At 60.4% G+C, this 24,586-nt stretch carries 19 protein-coding genes; 8 read left to right on the top strand and 11 right to left on the bottom strand.

From position 1 onward, the window contains the following. Positions 1-719 precede the first annotated feature (719 nt). From KUIN1_RS24615 to KUIN1_RS24605, 3 genes are all read left to right on the top strand, one after another. Positions 720-2,018, top strand: coding sequence for a GGDEF domain-containing protein (locus KUIN1_RS24615; RefSeq protein ID WP_024650702.1), 1,299 nt, complete (start codon positions 720-722; stop codon positions 2,016-2,018). 169 nt (positions 2,019-2,187) lie between these two features. Next, positions 2,188-3,966, top strand: a complete 1,779-nt coding sequence (locus tag KUIN1_RS24610; protein ID WP_011269167.1) for an acyl-CoA dehydrogenase C-terminal domain-containing protein — start codon at positions 2,188-2,190, stop codon at positions 3,964-3,966. A gap of 403 nt (positions 3,967-4,369) precedes the next feature. Continuing rightward, on the top strand, positions 4,370-4,531 hold the full coding sequence (locus tag KUIN1_RS24605; protein WP_002555565.1) for a YqaE/Pmp3 family membrane protein: 162 nt from the start codon (positions 4,370-4,372) through the stop codon (positions 4,529-4,531). A 55-nt stretch (positions 4,532-4,586) separates the two neighbouring features. On the opposite strand, the gene KUIN1_RS24600 is transcribed toward KUIN1_RS24605, so the two are convergent. From KUIN1_RS24600 to KUIN1_RS24550, 11 genes are all read right to left on the bottom strand, one after another. Further along, entirely contained in the window at positions 4,587-6,413 is a 1,827-nt protein-coding gene (locus tag KUIN1_RS24600) for a S9 family peptidase (protein ID WP_011269166.1), read from the bottom strand. Further along, complete coding sequence (gene pqqE / locus KUIN1_RS24595) at positions 6,376-7,545, bottom strand: pyrroloquinoline quinone biosynthesis protein PqqE (RefSeq protein ID WP_011269165.1); 1,170 nt, start codon at positions 7,543-7,545, stop codon at positions 6,376-6,378. The genes KUIN1_RS24600 and pqqE overlap by 38 nt, the downstream gene beginning before the upstream one ends. Beyond that, entirely contained in the window at positions 7,538-7,822 is a 285-nt protein-coding gene (pqqD, locus tag KUIN1_RS24590; protein ID WP_011269164.1) for a pyrroloquinoline quinone biosynthesis peptide chaperone PqqD, read from the bottom strand. The genes pqqE and pqqD overlap by 8 nt, the downstream gene beginning before the upstream one ends. Continuing rightward, entirely contained in the window at positions 7,819-8,574 is a 756-nt protein-coding gene (gene pqqC / locus KUIN1_RS24585) for a pyrroloquinoline-quinone synthase PqqC (RefSeq protein ID WP_003402120.1), read from the bottom strand. Before pqqC ends, pqqD begins: the two co-directional genes overlap by 4 nt. Positions 8,575-8,582: 8 nt before the next feature. Continuing rightward, positions 8,583-9,494 (bottom strand): pyrroloquinoline quinone biosynthesis protein PqqB, encoded by a 912-nt coding sequence (pqqB, locus tag KUIN1_RS24580; protein ID WP_024640643.1) that lies wholly within the window; start codon positions 9,492-9,494, stop codon positions 8,583-8,585. Between the two features lie 88 nt (positions 9,495-9,582). Continuing rightward, positions 9,583-9,657, bottom strand: a complete 75-nt coding sequence (pqqA, locus tag KUIN1_RS24575) for a pyrroloquinoline quinone precursor peptide PqqA (protein ID WP_003422658.1) — start codon at positions 9,655-9,657, stop codon at positions 9,583-9,585. Positions 9,658-9,792: 135 nt separating this feature from the next. Next, positions 9,793-12,081 (bottom strand): pyrroloquinoline quinone biosynthesis protein PqqF, encoded by a 2,289-nt coding sequence (gene pqqF / locus KUIN1_RS24570; protein ID WP_152092343.1) that lies wholly within the window; start codon positions 12,079-12,081, stop codon positions 9,793-9,795. Between the two features lie 677 nt (positions 12,082-12,758). Beyond that, positions 12,759-13,553 carry a carbon-nitrogen hydrolase family protein gene (locus KUIN1_RS24565; protein ID WP_060406099.1) on the bottom strand — a complete coding sequence of 265 codons (795 nt, stop codon included), beginning with the start codon at positions 13,551-13,553 and terminating at the stop codon, positions 12,759-12,761. A 15-nt stretch (positions 13,554-13,568) separates the two neighbouring features. Further along, entirely contained in the window at positions 13,569-15,248 is a 1,680-nt protein-coding gene (locus KUIN1_RS24560; protein WP_024650573.1) for a flavin monoamine oxidase family protein, read from the bottom strand. Positions 15,249-15,400: 152 nt separating this feature from the next. Then, complete coding sequence (locus KUIN1_RS24555; protein ID WP_003402109.1) at positions 15,401-15,862, bottom strand: Lrp/AsnC family transcriptional regulator; 462 nt, start codon at positions 15,860-15,862, stop codon at positions 15,401-15,403. A gap of 10 nt (positions 15,863-15,872) precedes the next feature. Further along, entirely contained in the window at positions 15,873-16,976 is a 1,104-nt protein-coding gene (locus tag KUIN1_RS24550) for an FUSC family protein (protein WP_032619928.1), read from the bottom strand. A 308-nt stretch (positions 16,977-17,284) separates the two neighbouring features. Here KUIN1_RS24550 and KUIN1_RS24545 point away from each other — a divergent pair, with 308 nt between their 5' ends. From KUIN1_RS24545 to KUIN1_RS24525, 5 genes are all read left to right on the top strand, one after another. Beyond that, a complete protein-coding gene (locus KUIN1_RS24545; protein ID WP_003316216.1) occupies positions 17,285-17,608 on the top strand; it encodes a helix-turn-helix domain-containing protein in 324 nt (107 codons plus the stop codon). Then, on the top strand, positions 17,608-18,834 hold the full coding sequence (locus KUIN1_RS24540; protein ID WP_103754746.1) for a type II toxin-antitoxin system HipA family toxin: 1,227 nt from the start codon (positions 17,608-17,610) through the stop codon (positions 18,832-18,834). Before KUIN1_RS24545 ends, KUIN1_RS24540 begins: the two co-directional genes overlap by 1 nt. Positions 18,835-19,049: 215 nt before the next feature. Then, positions 19,050-19,553 carry a GNAT family N-acetyltransferase gene (locus tag KUIN1_RS24535; RefSeq protein WP_103754745.1) on the top strand — a complete coding sequence of 168 codons (504 nt, stop codon included), beginning with the start codon at positions 19,050-19,052 and terminating at the stop codon, positions 19,551-19,553. Positions 19,554-19,808: 255 nt separating this feature from the next. After that, a complete protein-coding gene (locus KUIN1_RS24530; RefSeq protein WP_116887015.1) occupies positions 19,809-23,849 on the top strand; it encodes a Pls/PosA family non-ribosomal peptide synthetase in 4,041 nt (1,346 codons plus the stop codon). Beyond that, positions 23,846-24,478, top strand: a complete 633-nt coding sequence (locus KUIN1_RS24525) for a 4'-phosphopantetheinyl transferase family protein (protein ID WP_152092342.1) — start codon at positions 23,846-23,848, stop codon at positions 24,476-24,478. The genes KUIN1_RS24530 and KUIN1_RS24525 overlap by 4 nt, the downstream gene beginning before the upstream one ends. Positions 24,479-24,586: the final 108 nt, after the last annotated feature.

Here is a 24,586-nt window from a genome sequence, read left to right as displayed (position 1 = left end):
TGGCGTCCTGCCAGGCTACCCCCGGATCAGCGCCAGGACTCAGCCGTCACTTACGTCGCACTCTGCGTCGTCTATGCCATCGTGTCCGAAAAGCACTTTAGAGTAGTCGGGCTAGAGGCACGGCCCGGAACCTGATGACTATCGTTCCTCACGCTCCGCGTGGGAATGCAGTTCGTGACGCTCTGCGTCACACAGGGCTCTGCGATGTCGGGTGGATTGGGGTTCGACTCAGGTCACCTTTTCGCCCCTCGGCGACCTACTTTGATGGGGCCAAAGTAGGCAAAGCCCGCAGCTCCGTTTCCGGCCCGACTTCGTCGGGTTCCTTTGCCCTGTCACTGATCCGGGGGTCGCCGCAACGGGCCATCCATGGCCCGGATGCGGCTAACTCGGCATCCTTGCCGAGTTACCGCCGGATCAGCGCCAGGACTCAGCCGTCACTAACGTCGCACTCTGCGTCGTCTGTGCCATCGCGATAACAAAGCGCTTTTATGTGCAGTGATGACAGGTAAAGCATGACTTTGCGCTGCAGCACGACCTAGAGCGTCACGAACTGCATGCCAACGTACGGGCACGGGAAGCCCGCAATAAACATTTCCCACTTCCTGCCGTTACAGAAATTAAGTTGTTTATTGATCCTGCCGATGCATTGTTCGCTGACGAAGGGCACAATGCCATTAGGCCAGCCAGTCATCCAGATGCCGGGTAGGAGATAACCCCTTTTGTTGCGTCCATCAGCTGCACGCTTGAGTCATTTTCTGCCTTCACTGGGTTTGCTGGTGGCGGGGCTGGCGGCTGCGTACGTAAAGGACCTGAACGTCTTCTTCACCTCGCTGTTCAACGTGCTTCCTACTCTGGTTCTTCTGTTGGGCGGTGCGTATTGCTGTGTTTATCGACGTCAGCGCGAGCTGTTTCTGATGCTCACGGTGTATATCGCCTACTACCTGCTCGACACCCAGACCGATTACTACCGCGACCACGGCAAGGTCCGCGAGGATGCGGCGGTGATCTTTCACCTGGTCTGCCTGCTGCTGCCGCTGCTGTTCGGGTTATATGCGGCATGGGAGGAACGAACGCATCTGTTCCAGGACATGGTTGCGCGGCTCGCGGTGCTGGTGGCGCTGGGCGGCGTGGCGGTGGGGCTTGAGCAAAGTTATCCGGTCGAGCTGCAAGTCTGGCTGGCCGACATCCGCTGGCCTGTCCTGCATGGCGCATGGATGAGCCTGATTCAGCTGTCTTATGCGATGTTTCTGGTGTCGTTCGCGGTGCTGATCTGGCAATACCTGGAAAAGCCGCGACCGCTGCATGCGGCGCAGATCGTCGGCCTGCTGGGTTTGCTCTGGGCATTGCCCAAGACCTTCATCCTGCCGTTCACGCTGAACATACTTTGCAGCCAGGTGATGCTGATGATTGCCGCTGCCGTCGCTCACGAGGCTTATCAGATGGCCTTCCGCGACGAGCTTACCGGGCTGCCTGGGCGTCGGGCGCTCAATGAGCGCATGCAGCGTCTGGGTCGCAACTATGTGCTGGCGATGAGCGACGTGGATCACTTCAAGAAATTCAATGACACCCACGGCCACGATGTGGGCGATCAGGTGCTGCGTCTGGTGGCCAGCAAGCTGTCAAAAATCACCAATGGTGGCGGCAAGGCCTATCGCTATGGGGGTGAGGAGTTCGCCATTGTGTTCGCCGCCAAGAGCATCGATGAGTGCATGCCGCATCTGGAAGCCATCCGCGAGACCATCGCCAGTTACGAGATTCAGCTGCGCAACAAGGACAATCGCCCTCAGGACGACCAGCAAGGCCGACAGCGTCGAAGCGGCGCGCAGGCTGGCAGCGTGTCGGTGACGGTGAGTATCGGCGTTGCCGAACGCCAGCCGGAGCATCGCACGCCCGAAGAAGTGCTCAAAAGCGCCGACCAGGCGCTGTATGCAGCCAAGGGCGCCGGGCGCAATTGTGTGGTGGCTTACGGGCAGTTGAACCGACGCGGCGCTGTGCGCACGACTGAAGCGGCAACCTGAGCAAACCCTGGTACTTCCCGTGACCTGTTATGACTATTCAGTCATGACACGACCCTATGTCTCTGAAATGTTGTTCGGTTAGACTCGTGGAACTCGACTGCTGATCTGCGTCGCTGGATGCATCGATCGGCTTCCCAAAGCATTTCGATCCGTGTTCACGAGGTTTGCCATGGCTGACTATAAAGCGCCACTGCGCGATATGCGCTTCGTCCTCAATGAAGTCTTCGAGGTTTCAAAGCTCTGGGCTCAACTGCCCGAGCTGGCCGAAACAGTCGACGTCGAAACGGTCGAAGCCATTCTCGAAGAAGCCGGTAAAGTGACCAGCAAGACCATTGCGCCGCTGAGCCGCAACGGTGACGAGGAGGGCTGCCACTGGAAGGACACCGTCGTCACCACACCTGCCGGTTTTCCCGAGGCCTATAAGATCTACGCCGAAGGCGGCTGGGTCGGTGTGGGCGGTAACCCCGAATTTGGCGGCATGGGCATGCCCAAGGTGGTGTCGGCTCAGGTCGAAGAGATGCTCAACTCTGCCAGCCTGGCGTTCGGTCTGTACGCGATGCTCACCTCCGGCGCCTGCGTGTCGATAGACACCCACGCGACCGAGGAGCTCAAGAACAAATTTCTGCCCAATATGTATTCGGGCGTCTGGGCCGGGTCGATGTGCCTGACCGAGGCCCACGCCGGTACTGACCTGGGCATTATTCGCACGCGCGCCGAACCCCAGGCGGACGGTGCCTACCAGATCACCGGCAGCAAGATTTTCATTACCGGTGGCGAACACGACCTGACCGAAAACATCATCCATCTGGTACTGGCCAAGTTGCCGGATGCTCCGCCTGGCCCGAAGGGCATCTCGCTGTTTCTGGTGCCCAAGTTCATGGTTGGTGACGACGGCAGCCTCGGCGAGCGCAACACCGTCAGTTGTGGCTCGATCGAGCACAAGATGGGCATCCAGGCGTCGGCGACGTGCGTGATGAACTTCGACGCCGCCACCGGTTACCTGATCGGCGAGCCTAACAAAGGGCTGGCGGCGATGTTTACGATGATGAACTACGAGCGCCTCGGCGTCGGTATCCAGGGCCTGGCGTCTGGCGTGCGCTCTTATCAGGCCGCCGTCGAGTATGCGCAGGACCGTCTGCAGAGCCGCGCCCCGACCGGTGCGCAGAACAAGGACAAGGCCGCTGACCCGATCATCGTGCATCCTGACGTGCGTCGCATGCTGTTGACCATGAAAGCCTTCAACGAAGGCGGTCGGGCGTTTTCCAGCTACGTCGCCCTGCAACTGGATATTGCCAAGTTCAGCGAAGACGATACCGCGCGCAAGCGTGCCGATGATCTGGCGGCGCTGCTGACACCGGTCTCCAAAGCGTTCCTGAGTGATATCGGTCTGGAAACCACCGTGCATGGCCAGCAGGTATTCGGCGGCCATGGTTACATCCGCGAGTGGGGCCAGGAACAACTGGTGCGTGACGTGCGTATCACGCAGATCTACGAGGGCACCAACGGCATTCAGGCGCTGGACCTGGTCGGGCGCAAGATCGTCGGCTCGAATGGCGCGTTCTATCAGCTGTTCTCCGATGAAGTCCGCCAGTTCATCACCGGCTCGGACAACGCGCTCAGCGAGTTCACTCAGCCGCTGAGCAAAGCCTTGAACATGCTCGATGAGCTAACCGGCTGGGTGCTGGATCGCTCGCGCAACAACCCCAATGAAATCGGTGCGGCCTCTGTGGAATATCTGCATCTGTTCGGTTACACCGCGTATGCCTACATGTGGGCCATGATGGCCAAGGCAGCACTGGGTAAAGAGCAGCAGGAGGAGTTCTACGCAAGCAAACTGGGGACCGCACGCTTCTACTTCGCACGTCTGCTGCCGCGTATTCACTCGCTGGATGCCTCGGTACGCGCGGGCAGCGAGTCGCTGTACCTGTTGAAGGCGTCACAATTCTGACCTGGAAAAGTCTTGTAAGCATTTGCTTACACTACGTGACGCCAATTGGCCTCTTCCCAAGAAAGGGATCCAAAGTTAATCTTTGTTCATGGACGTAGCGCAGGACGCGCAACAAGACATAACAGGGACACGTAGGGAAGCCTGCCAGGATGGCGGGGTGAAAGGGAAATCAGGGAAACAGTCTGGAAAGCCCCGCTTCGGCGGGGTTTTCTTTGTTTGCGTTTTAACGATTCGATGTTCTTTCTGCTCGCAGCACACGATGTTGTGCCCGCAGTGCAATGCTTGTCCTGATCCTCTCCCGAGAAAGAATAATGGCGCGGTGCCAGAGCTGGTTGAACCCTCGCCGCCGGGCAGGGTCGATTAGCTGTATGGCCAATCAGAGCCAATCAATCAGGAGCTTTTCATGGACATCATTCGTATCATTTTCGCCATTCTGCTGCCTCCGGTAGGCGTGTTCATGCAAGTAGGCTTTGCTGGCGCTTTTTGGTTGAATATCCTGCTGACCCTGCTGGGTTACATCCCCGGCATCATCCACGCGATCTACATCATCGTTTCGCGCAAGTAACACCTCGCTGCACACGCTGATCGTTCCCTGACGCGGGAACGATCACACGGCCTGATCAGGCATCCAGCACATCCCGATAGAAACGCCATTCCTTCTCCAGCGCATCTGCCAGGTTGTTTGCCTTGCGGAACCCATGATGCTCGTCCGCATAGAAGTGCGCTTCGGTCTTGATACCGTTGTCCTGCAAGGCCTTGAGCATGGACCGGGTCTGTTCCGGAACCACCACGGCATCCAGTTCGCCCTGAAAGAAAATCACCGGCACTTTGATGCTGTCGGCGTGCAGCAGGGGCGTACGAGCCTGATAGCGCTCGATGTCCTTGTCGGGATCGCCGATCAGCCAGTCCAGATAATCACCCTCGAATTTATGCGTCGCCCTGGCCAGTGCTACCGGGTCGCTGACGCCGTAAAGGCTGGCCCCTGCGCGGAATACGTCGCGGAAGGCCAACGCGCAGAGCGTGGTGTAGCCACCGGCACTGCCGCCGCGAATGAAAGCCTGTCGTTCGTCGATCAAGCCGCGCTCGGCCAGATGTTTCACGACTGCACAGGCATCTTCGACGTCCGCCACGCCCCAGGTGAGGTGCAGGCCTTGCCGGTACACGCGACCGTAGCCGCTGCTGCCGCGATAATTGAGGTCTGCGACGGCGAAGCCGCGGTGCGTCCAGTACTGAATGCGCGGGTCCAGCACCGGGTAGCACGCAGAGGTCGGGCCGCCATGGATGAACACCACCAGCGGCGGTTTTTCTGCGCCGGTCATGGCCGGATAGAAGTAGCCATGAGCCTCGGCCCCGCCACTGGGGTAACGCAACGTCTGAGGACGGCTGATCTGATCGGCCGGCAGCGGCGACCCGCCTCCGGCAAGCACCTGAACACTGGCGTCGTGGCGAGAAATGGCCAGTACCGCTGAGGTGCTGATGGCCGAGGCGGCGATGCAATAGACGAACTCTTCGTCAATGGCGAGGCTGCGAAAGCGGCTGTAACCCGCGCTGAAATCCTCGACGCTGCCGCTGGCCTGACACAGCCCAAGAACACTTGAACCGTCTGCAAACCAGCTCGCCAGGTAACCATCGTTGATCGGCAGCCAGGTGCAACTGCCCATTTGCCACGGCGCGGAAGCATGATCCGCCGGACGGGCGGGAAGCGGCGCAAACCCGGAAGGCGATTCGCCCCAGGGCTGCCAGAAACCCGCGCGATCAGTCAGGCAATACAGACGCCCATGGGCATCGAAGCGCGGCTGTTGCAGAGACTCTTGCGCACCGTCACCTGCGATGCACTGCGCAGCGGCCCAGTTGCCGTCGTCCTGTTTCGTTGCACACATCAAACGGGTGCTGGTCCACGGCTGATGCGGGCGCTGCCATTCGATCCAGGCCAGGCGCCTGCCGTCGGCACTGACAATTGGCGATGAGTAAAAATCAGCGCCTTCGGCCAGTAACTGGCGCTTGCCGTCAGCCAGCTCGATAGCCACCAGTCGATGCGTGTTGCGGTCCTCTTCAACGGCCAGAATCCGGCCGCCGCTGAAGAACACGCCGCCGTAGCGCTTGTCGCCCTCGGTCAGCGCCACCGGCTCGCTGGCGTCCAGGGCCTGTCGATACAGTTGCTGGTCGCGCTCGTTGACGAAGACTACGGCGTCGTCGGCGAGGCAGAACGAACCACCACCGTATTCATACACCCGACTGCGTACGCTGAAACCTTGTGGCGTCAGGCAGCGCTTGCTGTTGGCGTACCAGTGCCAGATGCGGCTCGCGCCGTCTTCGGGGCGGTATTCGTTCCAGAACAGGCCCGCCGAGCTGACATCCAGTTCGGCGAAGTCGACGCCTGCAGCGACCGCCTGGGCGGCGCTCAGGCGGTCAGGAGGATTTTGCGATGAGTCGTGAGTTTCGGTCATTGCGAAAGGCCAGCTCTTCAATGGTTTGAGTAGCGGTTTCGGACTCGTCACGAGCCTGAGTGATAATCCCGTGGTGATAGGATTTGCTGCACACCGGGTCGGCATTGGCGGCGTCGCCGGTCAGCATGAAGGCCTGGCAGCGACAGCCGCCGAAGTCCTTTTCCTTCTCGTCACACGAACGGCACGGCTCGGGCATCCAGTCGTAGCCGCGGAAGCGATTGAAGCCGAACGAGTCGTACCAGATGTGCTGCATGCTGTGATCGCGTACGTTGGGGAACTGGATCGGCATCTGCCGCGCGCCGTGGCAGGGCAGCGCCGTGCCATCCGGTGTCACGGTCAGGAAGATATTGCCCCAGCCGTTCATGCAGGCTTTGGGACGTTCTTCGTAATAATCAGGGGTGACGAAAATCAGTTTGCACGGATGATTTTCTGCCTCCAGCCGGGCGCGGTATTCGTTGGTGACGGCTTCGGCGCGGACCAGTTGATCTTTGGTCGGCAGCAAGCCGAGGCGATTCAGGTGCGCCCAGCCATAGAACTGACAGGTCGCCAGTTCGACGAAGTCCGCTTCCAGCGCGAGACACAGCTCGATGATCTTGTCGATACGGTCGATGTTGTGACGGTGGGTCACGAAGTTCAGCACCATTGGGTAGCCATGCCTTTTCACCGCTCGGGCCATTTCCAGCTTCTGCGCGAAGGCTTTTTTCGAGCCGGCGAGCATGTTGTTGACCTGCTCGTCGCTGGCCTGAAAGCTGATCTGGATGTGGTCCAGGCCTGCTTCCTTGAAGGCGATGATCTTCTCTTCGGTAAGGCCGATGCCCGAGGTGATCAGGTTGGTGTAGAAGCCCAGACGCCGCGCCTCGGCGATCAGTTCGGCGAGGTCCTGGCGCACCAGCGGCTCGCCGCCGGAAAAACCGATCTGCGCCGCACCCATTTCCCGCGCTTCCTGCATGACCTTGAACCACTGCTCGGTGCTCAGCTCCTGGCCCTGTTTGGCGAAATCCAGGGGGTTGGAGCAATACGGGCATTGCAACGGGCAGCGATAGGTCAGCTCGGCGAGCAGCCACAGCGGCAGCCCGACCTCGGGAGTGGGCGGTATGTACGGGGTGTTGGTGACGGGTGCTATGTCAGACAAGATCGATCCAGTTTTTCTTTTTGGCGCCTTCCATGAACTCGTCGACGTCCATGCCCAGTTCGGGAACATTGGGGAACTGCTGATGAAGCTCATCAATGATGGCGGCGATGGTGCGCTTGCCATCGATCAGCCCGCCAATCAGGGCCGCGCTTTCATTGAGTTTGATCATGCCTTCAGGGTAAAGCACCACATGCGCCTTTTGCGCAGGCTCGTACTGAAAGCGATAGCCTTGATGCCATTTGGGTGTCAACGCTCGGAACTGCGGATCGTGCTTCATAGGGTAATCCCCTTATGCCAGACCCTTTGGTCTGTGACGCTGTGATACGGCGGGCGGTTCAGCTCGTAGGCCATGGACATGGCATCGAGCATGCTCCACAGGATATCGAGTTTGAACTGCAGGATTTCCAGCATACGCTGCTGACCTTCGTACGTAGTGTAGTGCTGTAACGTGATGGCGAGGCCGTGCTCTACATCGCGTCGGGCCTGACCCAGGCGAGTGCGGAAATACTCATAGCCTGCCGGGTCGATCCATGGGTAGTGCTGCGGCCAGCTGTCCAGACGCGACTGGTGGATCTGCGGGGCGAACAGTTCGGTCAGCGAGCTGCTGGCGGCTTCCTGCCAGTTGGCGCGGCGGGCGAAGTTCACGTAGGCGTCGACGGCAAAGCGCACGCCTGGCAGCACCAGTTCCTGCGAGCGCAGCTGGTCCGGGTCCAGTCCCACGGCCTGGCCGAGGCGCAGCCAGGCTTCGATGCCGCCGTCTTCGCCGGGCGCACCGTCATGATCGAGCAGGCGCTGAATCCACTCGCGACGGATCTCGCGATCCGGGCAGTTGGCCAGAATCGCCGCGTCCTTGAGCGGAATGTTCACCTGATAGTAGAAACGGTTGGCGACCCAGCCCTGAATCTGCTCGCGGGTCGCTCGGCCCTCGTACATCGCCACATGGAACGGGTGATAGATGTGGTAATAGGCGCCCTTGGCGCGCAAGGCCTGTTCGAATTCGGCGGGGGACAGCGCAGTCGCTTCGCTCATGTCAGCTCCTAAAGCTCGATGCTCATGCCATCGAAGGCCACTTCGACGTTGCGACGAACCAGCTCCGCGCGTTCCGGGGAGTCTTCGTCGAGAATCGGGTTGGTGTTGTTGATGTGGATAAGCACCTTGCGCTGCTCGGGGAAGCCTTCGAGGACTTCGAGCATGCCGCCGGGACCATTCTGTGCCAGATGGCCCATTTCCCGGCCGGTGCGCGTGCCCACGCCACGGCGCTGCATTTCGTCGTCGTCCCACATTGTGCCGTCGACCAGCAGGCAGTCGGCGTCACGCATCTTCTCGGCCAGTGCCTCATCGACCTTGCCCAGGCCCGGGGCATAGAACAGCTTGCCGCCAGTACGGGTGTCTTCGACCAGCAGGCCGATGTTGTCGCCCGGGTGCGGGTCGAAACGGTGTGGCGAGTAGGGCGGCGCGGCGCTGCGCAGCGGGAAGGGCGTGAAGCGCAGGTTCGGGCAGGCAGGAATCACGAAGCTGCCCTGCAACTCGATGCGGTTCCAGCTCAGGCCGCCGTTCCAGTGCTTGAGCATTTCGAACAGCGGAAAGCCGGTGCTCAGGTCCTCATGGACCATGTCGGTACACCACACCTGATGCGGGCAGCCTTCACGCAGGCTGAGCAGGCCGGTGGTGTGGTCGATCTGGCTGTCCATCAACACGATCGCGCTGATGCCGGTGTCGCGCAATGCGCGACCCGGCTGCATCGGCGCAAAGCCCTGCAATTGCGCGCGAATGTCCGGTGAGGCGTTGCACAGCACCCAGTTGATACCGTCGTCGGACAGCGCAATGGACGACTGGGTCCGCGCGTGGGCACGCAGGCTGCCGTCGCGAAAGCCCGCGCAATTGACGCAGTTGCAGTTCCACTGGGGGAATCCACCGCCAGCAGCAGAACCTAGAATCTGGATGTACATGACAGCTCCTGGGACACGCTCTGAAATAAAAAACAGCCACAACCATAAAAAAAGCCCCGGCGAACCGAGGCTTCACAGCGCACTGAAATCAACGGCTTGCGAAGTACATGGTGACTTCAAAACCGATACGCAGATCAGTGTAAGCAGGTTTAGTCCACGACATAAAAATCTCCTCGGATAAGTGCAGCGGTGGGTGACTACATCTTAGTGCATCGCTGGAGGCATACGTTCAGATGCTTAGGGAGCTATGTTACTCATTTTCACAATTCAGCAGGGCTAGAATCTGCATGAAAGACCGTTACTGTTCAGGTAAGGATTGCGGAACGGCCGCGCTGGCAGGGCGATTGGCCACAATCAGCCAGCCACCTGTGGCCTTGATCAATTGATCCGCAGAGGCCAGCAACGAGTGTGTTTCCAGATTTGACAGCGCCCGCTGCAAGGTGGGCGCATGGTCGCTCTGATGCCCGGCAAGGTGTGCCTGCCACTGCAGGTCGGCACGCTGTTGCTGCGGCAGGTTCGACGGCTCGAACTGCGCTGCAAGGGCGTTTGTCTGTTCAGGCAAATCTGCGCCGCGAACCAGTTGCGGCAATCTGCCGATAAAGGCCTCGATGTGCTCAAACAGTTGCTGCGCATTGCAGGTGGGCGATTGCACACCGAACAGCAAGCCGGTCTTTCCGTCGATCTGCCTGAGGCCACTGAACACCGCGTAACCCAATTGCAGCTCGACCCGCAGCCGCTTATAGAACGGCGTCTGGGCCAGGTGCGCGAGCAAACGCCAGGAGGCTTCATCTTCGATGGAAGTCGTGGGCGCCGGGCAGAACACCAGCACGGCGTCTTCCGAGGAAGACGATGCTTGCGCTGCCCAGTGCTTGCCAGCGCGAATGGTTGGCAGATCGGCCGGGGAAGTTTGCCGAACGCCGGGTGCTGCATTCAACACCGCGTCCAGCATTGACTGGCTGGCCGGGCCGAAACCGCTGGTGAAACTGATCCAGCGCGAAGCCGACCATACGCCTGGCAGGTCGCTTATGCTCACCTCCGGGTTACTGCGCAGGAAGTGATCGGCAAGCTGCTTGAGCAACTGACGAATCGGGATCAACACTGGCTCGTCGTGTTCCTGCGCGCGGGCATCGGGGTGCTGCAAGCGCAGCAGGCTCTGTTGCAGGACTCCCACAATGGGTTCGCGCAAACCGTTCAACTGTAGCTGCCAGTAGGGGCCGTACGCGGTGAAGGTCAGTGTTACCCCGGCCTGACGTGCGTCTTCGGCCAGTGGCTTGAGCGCGGCGTCGAGCATCCGCCAAAAGGCGGGCTGTGGGGACGGCAGTTGCCAGCGCAGGTACAGCGCGGCTTCAGCGGGGTCGTCCACTGCCGTACCAAGAAACGGGTTCGGGGCGGGCAGGCGCCAGTCGACCGGCTCTGGATCGAGGTTATCCACGTCAGCCGTGAGTTTTGCGAGAAATGCGCTTAAGGCTTTTTGGCCTTGCTCGCTCAGCTGCGCGGGCGTTTCGCGACAGCGATGGTTGGCCAGAGCCAATGCTCCGCACATCTGCAGACGGCGTTGTTCGAGACGGTGGTATTCCTCAATTCGCGTCGGCCAGTGAGCCTCGAAGAAACCGAGCCAGCTGAAAAGCAGGCTGCTGATAGCGGTCGCGTTCGCCGGGGCGCCCTTAAAGTCGATATCCAGCAAAAGCTGTCCGCCGAACTGGTAAAGCGGCGCGGCGTGCAGTGAAGTGCAAAGGCCCCTGCGGACCAGCTCGGCAACCAGCCCGCAAGGCTGCGCTGCGTTCAGCCAGTGACAGAAGAAGGCCACCGCTTCGTCAGCCTTGTCCGGCAAGTCCTCGAAGGCAAACAGCAGATGGTTTTGCTCGCCAGCCTGTCGAGGGCTGGTCATCAATGCTGGAGGCGGGCGCTGTGTGACCTTTATCCCAGTGGCGAAAACCGCGCCGTGGTTTATCGCCAGCGCCTGCAATTCAGCCATCGGCAGCGGGCCAGTCAGGCACAGGGTCATCTGCCCGGCCTGATAGAAGCCTCGATAAAAGTCATGCAATGCCTGCTGAAACGCCGGGTTAGGCACTGACAGGCTGTAGCGATTGCCAGCGTGAAAGCCACGCAGCGGATGCTGAGGCGTGATCGCTGTCAGCAGGCGCGCCTGATCGCGGGATGCGCTATCGCCGAGCCAGGCGATGAACTCGGCGTGCAGCACTTCGCGTTCGCGCAATTGATCTGCGATGTCCATGCGCGGCCGGGCAAGCATGTCGCACAGTCGCTCCAGCCCTTGGGCGAAGGCCGCCTGTGGCAGTTCGAAGAAGAAGTCGGTGGTGCGCTCGCGGGTGCTGGCATTGACCTGCCCGCCATGACGCTGCACGAAGGTCATCAGGTTGTCCCCGGCCGGGAAGCGTTCGGTGCCGAGAAAAAACAGGTGCTCCAGAAAATGCGCCAGCCCTGGCCACGCCTGCGGCGCATCGTGACTGCCGGCTGCCACGCGCAATGAGGCCGCACAGCGCTTGAGCCGTGGCTCGTGACACAGCAGCACATTCAGGCCGTTGGCCAGCGTGAGGCGTTGAGTGTCGGCGGAGTGTGCGGCAGGCATGAGGGGCGTCCGGAAAGCGTTGCAAGGCGAAGCGTCATGCTAGCGGATTAGCCGACCCGTTCGCGAGCCTGCTGCTCAAGCCTGCGAAATAGAGGACGCAAAGGGGCCGTCAAGCTTCCCGACAATGCATCGCCTGAACGACCGTCTTCGCGAACAAGTTCGCTCCTACCCCTAGGGCAGGAGGCCGTTTTTGATTCTGCCCAACGGGCGTAGGAGCGGACTTGTCCGCGAAGGGGCCGCCAAGCTTTCCGAACATGCATCGCTTGAGCGACCGTCTTCGCGAACAAGTTCGCTCCTACCCCTCGGGCAGGAGGCCGTTTTTGATTCTGCCCAACGGGCGTAGGAGCGGACTTGTCCGCGAAGGGGCCGCCAAGCTTTCCGGACATGCATCGCCTGAGCGACCGTCTTCGCGAACAAGTTCGCCCCTACCCCTCGGGCAGGAGGCCGTTTTTGATTCTGCCCAACGGGCGTAGGAGCGGACTTGTCCGCGAAGGGGCCGTCAAGCTTTCCGAAAATGCATCGCCTGATGCGACCGTCTTCGCGAACAAGTTCGCTACGGGCTCCGGCCAGAATCAAAAGCGGGCTTGTGTATGACGATGGTCGCGGAGCGTGGGCACGATAGTTATAGGATTATTCCGCACGCTCCTGCGTGGGAATTATCCATCCGGCTAATCTGATCAAGTCAGCGACGTATAAAGCGCCGGGCGGCGATCCACGAAGTAGTCGTTCGCGGTTCTGGCCTGGGCCAGCAGTATCTTGTCCAGCGTGCCGACCAGCAGTGCCTCGTCCTGACCTGCCAGCAACGGGCGGCTGCCGTCCGGTGCGCAGAGGCTGCTGAGCCCGCAGTAACGAATCGCGCCCTCGCTGCCGCAGTAGTTGGCGTACACCACGTAGCAGTGATTCTCGAAAGCCCGCGCCCGAACCGTCACGTCGCAGACGAAATCGTAAGGCAGCATGTTCGCGGTGGGGACCAGAATCAATTCGGCCCCGGCCAGGGCCAGCCGACGGGTATTTTCGGGGAATTCCACGTCGTAGCAAATCAGCAGGCCCAGGCGCCAGCCATTCAATTCGACCACCGGGTAATGATCGTCGCCTGCGGCGAACATCGACTTGTCCAGCTCGCTGAACAGGTGCGTTTTGCGGTAGTTGCACAGGCGCGTGCCCTGGCTGTCGATCAACTGCACGGCGTTGTAGATTTGCCCATCGCCCGCGCGCTCCGGATAGCCGTAGAGGATCGCAATGCCGCTGGCCTGCGCGATGGCGGCAATGCGCGTCGCTGCCGGACCGTCCTGCGCCTGCGCCAGCTCACCGACAGCCTGAGCGCCGATGTTGTAGCCGCTGAGGAACATTTCCGGACAGATCAGCACCTGTGACCCTTGCTTGGCGGCGGCCTGAGCCTGCTGTTCCAGGCGAGTCAGGTTGCCGCTGACATCCAGCGGCAATGGCGGGCATTGATACAGCGCAACGCGCATGGGGTTTTCCTTCTGTCAGTCGCCCAGTGCTATCGGGCCGATTTCGTGGAACACATCACCGGGGCCGGGGTTCTCGGCGTGAGTCTTGCCGCCGAAGTGGTTCATGATCCCCCACACGGCGTTCAGTGAGGTCTGCACAGCGCCTTCGACCCACGCCGGTGTCCAGGAGACATCGTCGCCGGCGATGAACATGCCGCGCTGTTCGCTGGGCATATCCTGCTGCATGAAGTGCGCGTACATGCGCTGGTTATAGCGGTAATGGCCCGGCAGCGCACCCTTGAACGCACCCAGGAAGTGCGGATCAGCTTCCCATGACACGGTAATCGGATCACCGATGATCCGCGCTGCGATGTCCACTTTCGGGTAGATCTTCTTCAAGGCATCCAGCGCCAGCTTCACCCGCTTCTCGATGGGCTGCGGGAGCATCTTCAGTGCATCGCTCATCCACGAGTAGGACAGGCAGATCACGCCTGGCTTGTCGTCGCCGTTATCGAACAGGTACGTGCCACGGGTCAGCCGGTCGGTGAGGGTCATGCTCATCAGGTCGCGGCCGGTTTCCGGGTCTTTGTCCTTCCAGAACGGGCGGTCGACCATCACGAAGGTCTTTGACGACTGCATGTAGCGGGTGCGGTCCAGGGCCATCCACATCTTCTGCGAGAACAGCGACTCTTCGCACTCGATCTGCGTGGTCAGCAGCCAGCTCTGGCAGGTGGTCAGCACAGCGGCGTACTGCCGGGTGTCGCCCCAATTGTCGGTCACCGCAAAACTGCCATCCTCTGCGCGTGCAATGCGCTTCACGCCGGGACGTGGTGCGCCGCGGTGCAACGACGACAGGCTGGTGCCCTTGGGCCAGTGCGCGCAATGCTCGGGTACATGGCTCCACAAGCCGACCGGCACTTGCTGCACGCCGCCGACGATCAGGTGCTGGTGTTCATCGCAGTTGGTCATCACCACGCGGAAGATTTCCAGCATCGAGTTGGGGAAGTCCGAATCCCACCCGCCAGTACCGAAGCCCACCTGGCCGAATACTTCGCGGTGAAAGAAAGACAGCTTGGCGAAGGCCTTGGAAGTAGCGACAAAATCATAGAACGTGCGGTCGTCCCATAACGGCACCAGCTTGTTCCACAGTTCCTTGAGACGCGGCACATCGCGGTCGCGGATCGCCTGCTGGATGTCGCCGAACTGCGAGCCGCTTTCCAGGGCGTCGGCCCAGGCGTCGGCGACTTCCTGAAACAGCGCCGGCAGGTCCGAGAGCATCTGGGCGTAGTAGGTGGTGCCTTCCAGGTCGATAACGGTGCTGCCGGACGCCGCAGTCAGCGGGTTGGGGAACGGCCTGGACTCAAGGCCCAGCTTGTCGACGTAATGGAAGAACGCCGTCGAGGACACCGGAAAGCGCATGCCGCCCAGTTCGGCCACGATGCCTTTGGCGCCTTCGAACTCCTGGGAGCGCAGGCGGCCACCCATTTTCGAGGCTTCGTACACCACCGGCTTGAGGCCTATCTTCATCAATTCGTAGGCTGCCACCAGACCGGCTATCCCTGCACCGATAATTGCCACTTCAGCGCCGTGGTTCTCCACCGGAATGCTGCCCAGGCCTTTAGGGTGCTCGATCCAGTCATCGAAGGCGAAGGGGAAGTCGGGGCCGAACATGGTGATCGGCTTTTTGCCGTTGGCGGGGTGACGGTTGTTCTTCATGACGGACCTTGATGGGCAACGGCGAAAAAACAACAGTCTAGAGAAGGGCGGACACGTTAATAAGACGCAAAGTGTCGTCGATATGCTGTTTGTTTGGGCTAAGTGACGAATCTGCTGGTCGGTTTGTATGGCTGCTTGATAGAAGCGTTCGGTTACACCGGCTGGCCGCGGTCGATCTTGCTGCTGAGGATGATCGATGTGGTGGTCTTCTCGACACCCTCCACGCTGCCGATCAGGTCGAGTAACTGGTCCAGTTGCTCGGGAGAATCCGTGCGCAACCAAGCGACATAATCGAACTCGCCGCTCACGGCACAGAGTTGCTGAACCTGCGCCATGGCACTGAGGCGCCGCACCACTTCCTTGCCTGAGCGAGGTTGCACGGTGATGCCGACATACGCCTGCAACCCGCCACTGACCACGCGCTGGCCAAGGCGCACGCCGTAACCGGTAATCACTTTGCTGCTTTCCAGGCGTGCCAGCCGCGAGGTCACGGTGGTGCGGGCGATGCCCAGTTGCCGGGCGAGCATGGCGACGCTTTCGCGCGCGTTGATTTGCAGCGCGGCAATCAGCTGGCGATCGATTTCATCCAGCACAGGCGGGCGGGTATCGGGCACGGGCGGTTCCTTAAAACTTCCAGCGTTTGGCGGTCTTGGCCAGACGCGCCTGCAGGCCGTCGAGGTTGAGCGCCAACTGCTGGGTCATCAAGTGGTAGCCCTTCAACTCGGTAGGAATCACGGCCTTCACTGCAGGTGTCTCAGGTGTCTCAGGTGTCTCAGGTGTCTCAGGTGTTTCGGTCGTGCGTGCCAGACGTTCGGTGGCGCCGGTTTGCAGGGCGCGGGCCATGCCGATCAGTTGCCGGCGAATCTGGCGGTAGTCAGCGTCCAGCGATGCCTTGAGCGTCTCGTCAGCAAGCTGATTCAGATTCGCAGGGCGAATATTGGCGAGAATCTCCAGGGTGCTCAGGCACATGCGGAAGTGGCCCTGAATGGCGTCCAGCTCGACCATGGACATCTTCACTTCCTTGGACACCGACGGCAGCAGCGAGCGCAATTGCAGCATCGTGCCGTTGAGCCTGGCGGTCAGTTTCAAATGCTCATCGGCGGTAACCGGCTGGCCCTGCACGATGCGCCCGTAGACCTTGGCGCAGTCACGCAAACCGCTGGCCAGGTTGTAGCGCCAGGAAAACACCGCATACAGCGGCAGAGCGAAGGAGAACGCCAGGGCCAGCGCAATACCAATCAGAATATCGACAGTACGCCACAGCCCGTCGCTGATCGGGTTGTAACCATGACCGGCAACGATGAACAGCGTGATCGCCGACAGCAGCGCGGTGTAACCCCCTTTGCCGATGGCGTGATAGGCGAAGAAACCGCACATCACCGACATCATTGCGTAGGTCAGCAGCGGCATTTCCAGATAGCCCTGCTGGACCACCACGATCAGACCGAGGCCGGCACCGATCAACGTTCCATAGGCACGTTCGACCGACTTCTTGCCGATATTGCCGTGATGCTGCAAACCGCCGATCACGATCAGCATGGTCACCGACGCCCACTCGCCATGGGGCAGGTTGAGGCCGGTGGTCAACAGGATAGTCACCAGCAAGCCCACCGCAATCCGCGCCGCGTGGATCAGCCGCGCATGCCGATAACGGCGATACGGGTCCAGCAAAGGACGCAGAACAGGGCGAAGCCAGGAGGGTATGAAAGCAGAGCGCGAATTCGTCATGCGTAAAGAGACCGCGAGGGTAGGGAAGAGATTCCCTGATTGGATGATGGCAGTCCGCAGTAAGCCACATTTTGATGGGGGATGGGTGACGTATGTCGATGATCAGTGACGTGGTATTGCGCATTCAAGGTGTAGGAATGATGTATTGAAGGCAGTCATCACGATTTTTATGAGCCATTAAGATGTTACTTAATGACACTTTATGAGAGTTAATGTGTTCTTTCGTGAGCTATTATTTTCGGGTCCACGTAGCTATCCGTGTTACTTTGTTTTCTCGAACTCCTGCGCATGCCCGCTGGTAACTGCTCATGAAGGCTTTTTTCCCCGTTCAGTGCACTGACACGCTTTTGCGCATTGCGCTGCTGGTAAAGCAGACCAGGTTGCAGCAAGGCATCCGCCAGGTCGATCTTGCCGAAAGGCTGGGCATCTCGCTTCGTACGTTTCGACGTATCGAGGCAGGCAATGCCGAAGGCGTATCGCTGCGTGACTTCATGTTGGTGGTCTGGGGGCTGGGGGTGTCGGAGCGATTGTTTCAAGGGCTTCGGGATGACGAGTCGTTCAGTGTCGAGCAGCTTGAAGCTGCCGACCGAAAGCGTGTCCGCCTGCCTCGACACAAGCCGGAGGACTTCTGATGGCCCAGGCTTATATCTACATGGAATGCCCTGTCAGCGGAGAGACACTGACGCTGGGCAAGCTGACGATTCAGGCTGGCGTCGGAACATTCCAATATGCACCGGACGCGGTGCAGGAAAACATCTGGGTGCCGGACCCTTTCAGGTATCCGCTGTCTACGCGGTCCTACACCGTGACTAAAAATGGTGGCGTCCCGGGTTTTATCGATGATGCCATGCCCGATGGTTGGGGAGAGCGGTTGCTGCACCGGGTCGAAAAAGGTCCGTTGGACTCGATACAGCTGCTGCTCAAGTCGCCCAACAGCGACAGAGCGGGCAATATCATGGCCGGCCTGTCTCGTGTCGCGCAGGACGGGCTGGGCCACACGCCTCCCAAGGCCTTTCATGCCAAAGGGCTTGATCATTTCGTCGATGCCTGTGAAGCGATCTATGACAGCCAGCTCAGCGCCGAGCAGCTGGAGGTTCTGAAGGTAAGGGATCAGCGATCTTCCGCTGGCGGCGCACGCCCCAAGCGAACTTATCTGGGCGACAGAAAACTGATTCTGGCCAAGCCTCGCGACAAATTCGATCACTATGACCTGCCCTCCGTTGAGCACGCCTGCATGACCTTCGCAGGGCTTAAAGGGTTGCAGGCGGCCAACACCTCTCTGTATCGCGGCGAGCGGATCAATACACTGTTGGTCGAGCGTTTCGACCGCGCTTTTGATGAGCAAACCCATCGTTTCCGCCGACTGCCGATGCTCAGCGGCTTGACCTTGCTGGACGCCGAGTGGAAGGCCCGTACGCACCCCGACTGGCAATATGCGGCACTCGCCGATGAGCTGTATCGTCGTGGTGCGCCTGACGTTGATCGGCAGGAGCTGTATCGGCGCATGGCCTACAACGTGCTCGTCGGCAATGCCGATGATCATCCCCGTAACCATGCAGTCATCTGGAAAGAAGGTGGCTGGAGGTTATCGCCGATGTACGACGTACTGCCCATTCTGGACGAAGGGCCTGCTCAGGCACTTGCCATGTCAGTCGGCATCGAAGGGTCGCGGCTCAACCGAGGCAATCTGCTCAGTCAGCACGCTCACTTTGCCTTGAGCAAGGAACAAGCCGAGGCGGCGCTGGACGAGGTGGCCGGTTGGGAAGCCGAACTGCATGATTACTACAGCCAGTTTCTGTCCGGTGCGGAACTGGATGCTGCGGTCGATGCGACCAGTGGCGCACGTCTGAAGCGCTAGCAGTCCCTTCTGCTGCGTAGCGCTCTATGGCAAGGGCCGATTGATCTGGTAGCGAGTGCTGCGGCCTCCACCGGGCAGGCGAACCAGGCAGTTTTTGGCAAGCAGGTAAAGTTAATCGGCTTATGGGATGAGCCGATTGTGGTGATTATTCGGCTCACCGTCCAGATGTGCTCATCGGCGTCTGGTTTAAATATCAGGCCAGGGAGGAAAAGCGGGTGGAATTTGATCTGCGTGTGTCGCAACACAGCGACCTGGACTCGTTACAGCGCCTGTCAGTGCAGGCGCGTCACCGTTACAAAAGCATTCCTTCCCTGGCGCATGTCGCCGAAAACCCTCCGCTGGGCGCAAACAGGTTCGAAGCCTGCCGGGTGGTGGTTGCTGTCAACAGGCTCAGCGGTGACATCATCGGTTTTGCAGCCATGCGCTTGCTGGATGACTTCCTGTACCTGGACAACATCTCGGTCGAGCCAGGTGCATCCGGCAAGGGTGTCGGAAAAAGCCTGTTGGCGTCTGTCGAGGCGTACGCGCAGGTTTGCCAGTTGCACGCGATCAGCCTGACGACATTTCGCGAGCCGCGCTGGAACGGTCCATGGTTTCGGCAACATGGCTTTCACCCGATGCCGACGGAGCGTATTGGCGATGGACTGAGAGGCGTCATGGACCGTCAGGCGCAGTCTTTCAACCCTGCAACGCGTGAGACCTTGTGGCGTTTGCTGTAACCCGCGCAGCAATGGGGGCAATCCGCCACCTTCGTTTTGTTGTTCAAGATTCGTACAGCCAGCCTTTGCCATATTCGCCTTGTCAGCCTGTTCTCTTGCCCCGGTGAGAGCTGCAGCGCTCCAGCCAGAATGTATCAAAACTGACATATACCGGACACGTAACCGCCACCACAGAATTCGCGCCAATCGCTGACGGACCGGCTCATAACCAGAAAATCTCAGGCACCTCCTTCAGACGAGCTAATACCTGCTGCCATGAATAACCTGAACCTGTCGACGCTAGGCCAGAACGAACAATCGCTGGACGTGATTTACGGTCCTATTCAACATGAGCTGCTACGCGAGGAAGTGCTGGCCGATTTGCTCGAAGCCAGTGCCCGGCGCAATCCGCAGCACGTGGCATTGATCTTCGGCGAGCGCCAGATCAGTTATGGCGAGCTGGACCGGCAGGCCGATCAGGTGGCTTCGGCGCTGATCGGTACGGGTGTTCGACCGGGGCACATTGTCGGTCTGTGGCTGCCGCGCGGCATCGAGCTGCTGGTCATGCAGGCCGGTATCGCCAAGGCGGGCGCCGCCTGGCTGCCTCTGGATCAGGACACGCCGGTGGAGCGCCTGCAGATTTGTCTGGACGACGCCAGTGCAGTGGGGCTGGTTTCCTGCGATGCGTTGATGCCGGTGTTGGCCGATACCGGTTTGAAGGTGTGGACTGCCGAACACTTGTTGACGCCGACCGACGCAGCGTTGGTGCGCCGCAGTGGGGTGCTTCCCGACCATCCTGCCTATGTGATCTACACCTCCGGCTCCACGGGCAAGCCCAAGGGCATTCTGATTTCCCAGCGCAGCATCTGCCATTTTCTACGCAGCGAGAACGCGATACTCGGCATTCGGGCCAACGACCGTGTTTACCAGGGCTTTTCCGTGGCCTTCGACATGTCCTTCGAAGAAATCTGGATTGCCTATCTGGTGGGCGCGACGCTGTGGATAGGCCCGAAGGAAACCAGCGGTGACCCGGAAACCCTGCCGCGCTTGCTGAACGAGCAGCGCATCAGCGTTTTGCATGCGGTGCCGACTTTACTGGCGCTGTTCAGCGAAGACGTTCCCGGCTTGCGCCTGATCAATCTGGGCGGCGAGATGTGCCCTGAATCGCTGGTCGATCGCTGGGCCACGCCGAACCGGCAGATGTTCAACACCTACGGCCCTACCGAAGCCACCGTATCGGCCAGCCTGGCGCGTCTGTCGCGTGGTCGCCCGGTGTCGATCGGTACACCGCTACCCAATTACGGGCTGTTGGTCATCGCCAATGACCCTGCGGTCGGGAGCAGCCTGGCGCCCAGCCTGCTGCCGCGTGGTGAAGTTGGCGAGCTGTGCATTATTGGCCCCGGTCTGGCCGAGGGTTATCTGGGACGGCCGGACCTGACCGAGGAAAAATTCCTGCCGAACCCGTGGTCCACCGGCTATCACGATGCGCGCCTGTATCGAACCGGCGACCTTGCCCGAATCGACCATGATGGCCAGGTGCAGTGCCTGGGGCGTGCCGATGATCAGGTAAAAATTCGTGGCTTTCGCGTCGAGCTGGGCGAGATTGAAGCGCTGTTGGCGCAGCAGCCTGGCGTGGGCACTGTGGCCGTCCTGTTGCGCAACGAGGCGGGCGTTGATCAGCTGATTGCTTACCTGGTGAGCGACACATCGACGCCTTCCGCATTCACGAGCCAGTTGCGCAAAACCCTGCAGGCGCAGTTGCCGCCGTACATGGTGCCGGGGCACTTCGAACTGCTCGACAGCATGCCGCGCCTCACCTCCGGCAAAATCGACCGTAAAGCGCTCAAGGTCCTTCCATTGACGGTCGACGCCAAGGCTGCCAGTGCAGAGTCCGATGTGGCGCAAACCGAAGGTGAGATTGCACTGTTTGCTGCGCTGAGCACACTGTTCCCTGGCATGCCGATCCGCCGCGATGCGGATTTTTTCACCGATCTGGGTGGGCATTCCTTCTTTGCTGCGCGTCTGGCCTCGGCGCTGCGTGCCAACCCGCGTTTCGCTCAAGTCACGGTGCGCGACATTTACCAGCATCGGCGTATCGGTGCGATTGCCGAAGTGCTGGATCAGGCGCCACAAGAGATGGATGCGCCGGTGGACTGGACGCCTCCGTCAGCCTGGCGTCGCTGGCGCTGCGGCGTGGCCCAGGCGCTGGCATTGCCTGTCATGGTCAGCCTGCGCATGACCCAATGGCTCGCACCGTTCTTTACCTATCACCTGCTCACCGGCTCGCCCGACGACTCTGTCACCTTGGCGACTTTGGCGTCGATCTCGGTGTTCCTGATTGCCACCGTTCTGCAGTTTTTCATCGCGCTGGCGGCCAAGTGGCTGATCGTCGGCCGCCTGAAGCCTGGGATCTATCCGTTGTGGGGCGTTACTTACTTTCGCTGGTGGGCCGCAGACCGCATGGTCGAATCGGCACCGACTTACCTGCTGAGCGGTTCCTCGCTTTATCCCCTGTGGCTGCGCGCACTGGGCGCGAAGATCGGGCAGGACGTGATTATCGGCGGGGCGACAGTACGGGCTCATGACCTGCTGGAAATCGGCGACGGGGTCAGCGTCGGCAACGGTGTCAGCTTTGAAAACGCGCGCGTCGAACGGGGCCAGTTGCATTTGGGGCGTATCGCCCTGCAGGACAATGCCTGTGTCGGCTCTTACGTGATCATGGAAGGCAATACTGCCGTAGGCCCGTGGGGGCATCTGGAAGCCCAATCGGCCATGGCTGACGGTCGGGAGGTTCCAGCCGGGCGCATCTGGCAGGGCTCGCCAGCGCGTGATGTCGGCGCGTTCGATACGCTCGGTCAACCTGCGCGGCCCGTGACCAGCCCTGCGCGTTTGCGGGCAGAAAAACTGTTCTTCGCCTTCGGCGTACTGCTGATCGCGACGTTATTCTTTATCCCGGTCTTCCCGACCTTCTTCCTGATCGACTGGTTCGACACACAGAACGTCTTGCCATGGTTCGAGGGCAGCGGACCACTGGGACAATTGGCGCGCTATTTCCTGCTCGCGTTCCCGGCCAGTGCGGTGCTGATTGTCGCGACTGTTCTGGCATCTGCGGCATTGCGCTGGCTCGTTTTCCCGCGCCTCAAACCGGGCCGTTATGAGGTGCACAGCAATACCTACTGCGCCAAGTGGCTGATCAGCCAGATTCAGGAAGCGAGCCTCAACGTGCTGTCCGGCATCTACGCCACAGTGTATTCGCCCTTCTGGTATCGGCTGCTGGGCGCGAAAGTAGGGCGCGACGCCGAGATTTCCAGCGCACAAGGCGTCATCCCGGAAATGCTGACCCTGGGCGATGAAACCTTTATCGCCGATGCGGTGATGCTCGGTGATGAGCGCATCGACGGCGGCTGGATGACCATGCAACCCACGGTCGTGTCGCATCGCAGCTTTGTCGGCAATGGCGGATACATCGCGGACGGCACAGTACTGCCGGAAAACGTCCTGATCGGCGTCCATTCCTGTGCGCCGCACAACAGCAAAATAGTCGACGGCGACACCTGGCTGGGCTCACCACCGATCCATCTGCCGGCCCGCGAGCAGGTCAGTGGCGCCCCCGAGTCGCTGACCTTCAAGCCTTCACCGCTGCGCCGCCTGGCCCGAGGTCTTGTCGAAGGCGTGCGCATCGTCACCCCGCACGCGGTAGTGATCGCCGTTGGCTACACGGTCATGCTTGACCTGATGCCTCTCGCTGATGACGAGCGCTGGGGCGCCGTGCTGGCCTACCTCGCCGTCATCGGCATGGCGTACAGCGTGGGTAACTTTCTGCTGATCGTGGCCTTGAAGTGGTTGGTCATGGGCCGCTATCGCAAACGCGCTGACCCGATGTGGACGCCCTTCGTATGGCTTTCAGAGGGCATCACCAGTCTGTACGAAGGCATGGCCGCACCAAACTTCATGCGCTACCTGCGCGGCACACCATGGTTGCCACTGGCGTTCAATGTGCTCGGCTGCAAGATTGGTCGCGGGGTTTACATGGACACCACCGACATCACTGAATTCGACTGCGTCAGCATCGGCGCAGATAGCGAACTGAACGCCGGCGCCTGCCCGCAGACCCACCTGTTCGAAGACCGAGTCATGAAAATCGACCACGTCAGCATCGGCAAACGCGTGTACATGGGCCCACGCAGCGCCGTGCTATACAGCGCCGTCGTCGGCAACGATGCGCACCTTGGCGCACTGACCCTGGTGATGAAGGGCGAGCACATCCCTGCCGGCAGCCGCTGGGCCGGTTGTCCCGCGTCACCTGACAGGGCATGAAGCGCGGGGCAAGCTGGGCATTCGATGAAGATGGCCAGCTTGCCCCGCCAAAGCCTTTCCCTCGGCAGAATGTATTGCTGGTCAGCTGCGTTACCAGGCCGGGTTGTGCAAGAGATGAGGCCAGAAGCCACATTCGAGCCTGCTTGCGTACCGCCGTGGAACAGTGGCTCGAATTGCCATCAGGCGCGATCACGTTCATCAGCGCTCCAGGTGCCGCGCCGCGACTGCTTATCGACGGGCTGCCGGAGCCCGGGTTTTCCATCAGCCACGAAGCGGGATGCTCGCTGGCTGCCATCAATCTCCAAGGCGCAGTCGGCGTGGACTTGATGCAGATTCAGGCGGTTCCGGACTGGCATGCTGTCGCGCAGGATTATCTGGGGGCTGATGTTGCTACCCGTCTGTCAGGCTTACCCGAGTCGGTTCGCACGATTGCGTTCGCCAAGGCATGGTGCAGGCGCGAAGCGTTTTTGAAGTTGCACGGCTTGGCGCTTGAGGAATGGACGGCAGTCGGAGGGTTGCAGGGTGTGGGGGTTGAGGTTGAATTGGAGGAGGGGATGGTGGGTGTGGTGGCGTTGAGTCAGGTTTTGATGGAGTACATGAATCAGGCTGAGCGGCGCACGGCACCTTGATTGATCTCGCCCTCTGAACTCAGGCGTTGCTCTCCGCTATCAGGGGTTGTGGCCTGTTGAGCCGCATTGACACTAACCCCGCAGAGCTTTTCGCTCTGCGGTCAGAAT

The organism is Pseudomonas sp. KUIN-1 (genome assembly GCF_009176725.1).
GTDB classification, from domain to species: domain Bacteria; phylum Pseudomonadota; class Gammaproteobacteria; order Pseudomonadales; family Pseudomonadaceae; genus Aquipseudomonas; species Aquipseudomonas fragariae.
This window is presented reverse-complemented; position numbering and strand designations above follow the sequence as displayed.

Coding starts and splice junctions, on each gene's coding strand:
- pqqD (WP_011269164.1), bottom strand. CDS start 7,822: ATGAAGCACGATCCGCAGTTCCGAGCGTTGACACCCAAATGGCATCAA.
- KUIN1_RS24600 (WP_011269166.1), bottom strand. CDS start 6,413: ATGACCGAAACTCACGACTCATCGCAAAATCCTCCTGACCGCCTGAGC.
- KUIN1_RS24525 (WP_152092342.1), top strand. CDS start 23,846: ATGAAGCGCGGGGCAAGCTGGGCATTCGATGAAGATGGCCAGCTTGCC.
- KUIN1_RS24545 (WP_003316216.1), top strand. CDS start 17,285: ATGAAGGCTTTTTTCCCCGTTCAGTGCACTGACACGCTTTTGCGCATT.
- KUIN1_RS24560 (WP_024650573.1), bottom strand. CDS start 15,248: ATGAAGAACAACCGTCACCCCGCCAACGGCAAAAAGCCGATCACCATG.
- KUIN1_RS24610 (WP_011269167.1), top strand. CDS start 2,188: ATGGCTGACTATAAAGCGCCACTGCGCGATATGCGCTTCGTCCTCAAT.
- KUIN1_RS24540 (WP_103754746.1), top strand. CDS start 17,608: ATGGCCCAGGCTTATATCTACATGGAATGCCCTGTCAGCGGAGAGACA.
- KUIN1_RS24565 (WP_060406099.1), bottom strand. CDS start 13,553: ATGCGCGTTGCGCTGTATCAATGCCCGCCATTGCCGCTGGATGTCAGC.
- pqqF (WP_152092343.1), bottom strand. CDS start 12,081: ATGCCTGCCGCACACTCCGCCGACACTCAACGCCTCACGCTGGCCAAC.
- KUIN1_RS24530 (WP_116887015.1), top strand. CDS start 19,809: ATGAATAACCTGAACCTGTCGACGCTAGGCCAGAACGAACAATCGCTG.
- pqqB (WP_024640643.1), bottom strand. CDS start 9,494: ATGTACATCCAGATTCTAGGTTCTGCTGCTGGCGGTGGATTCCCCCAG.
- KUIN1_RS24605 (WP_002555565.1), top strand. CDS start 4,370: ATGGACATCATTCGTATCATTTTCGCCATTCTGCTGCCTCCGGTAGGC.
- pqqC (WP_003402120.1), bottom strand. CDS start 8,574: ATGAGCGAAGCGACTGCGCTGTCCCCCGCCGAATTCGAACAGGCCTTG.
- KUIN1_RS24550 (WP_032619928.1), bottom strand. CDS start 16,976: ATGACGAATTCGCGCTCTGCTTTCATACCCTCCTGGCTTCGCCCTGTT.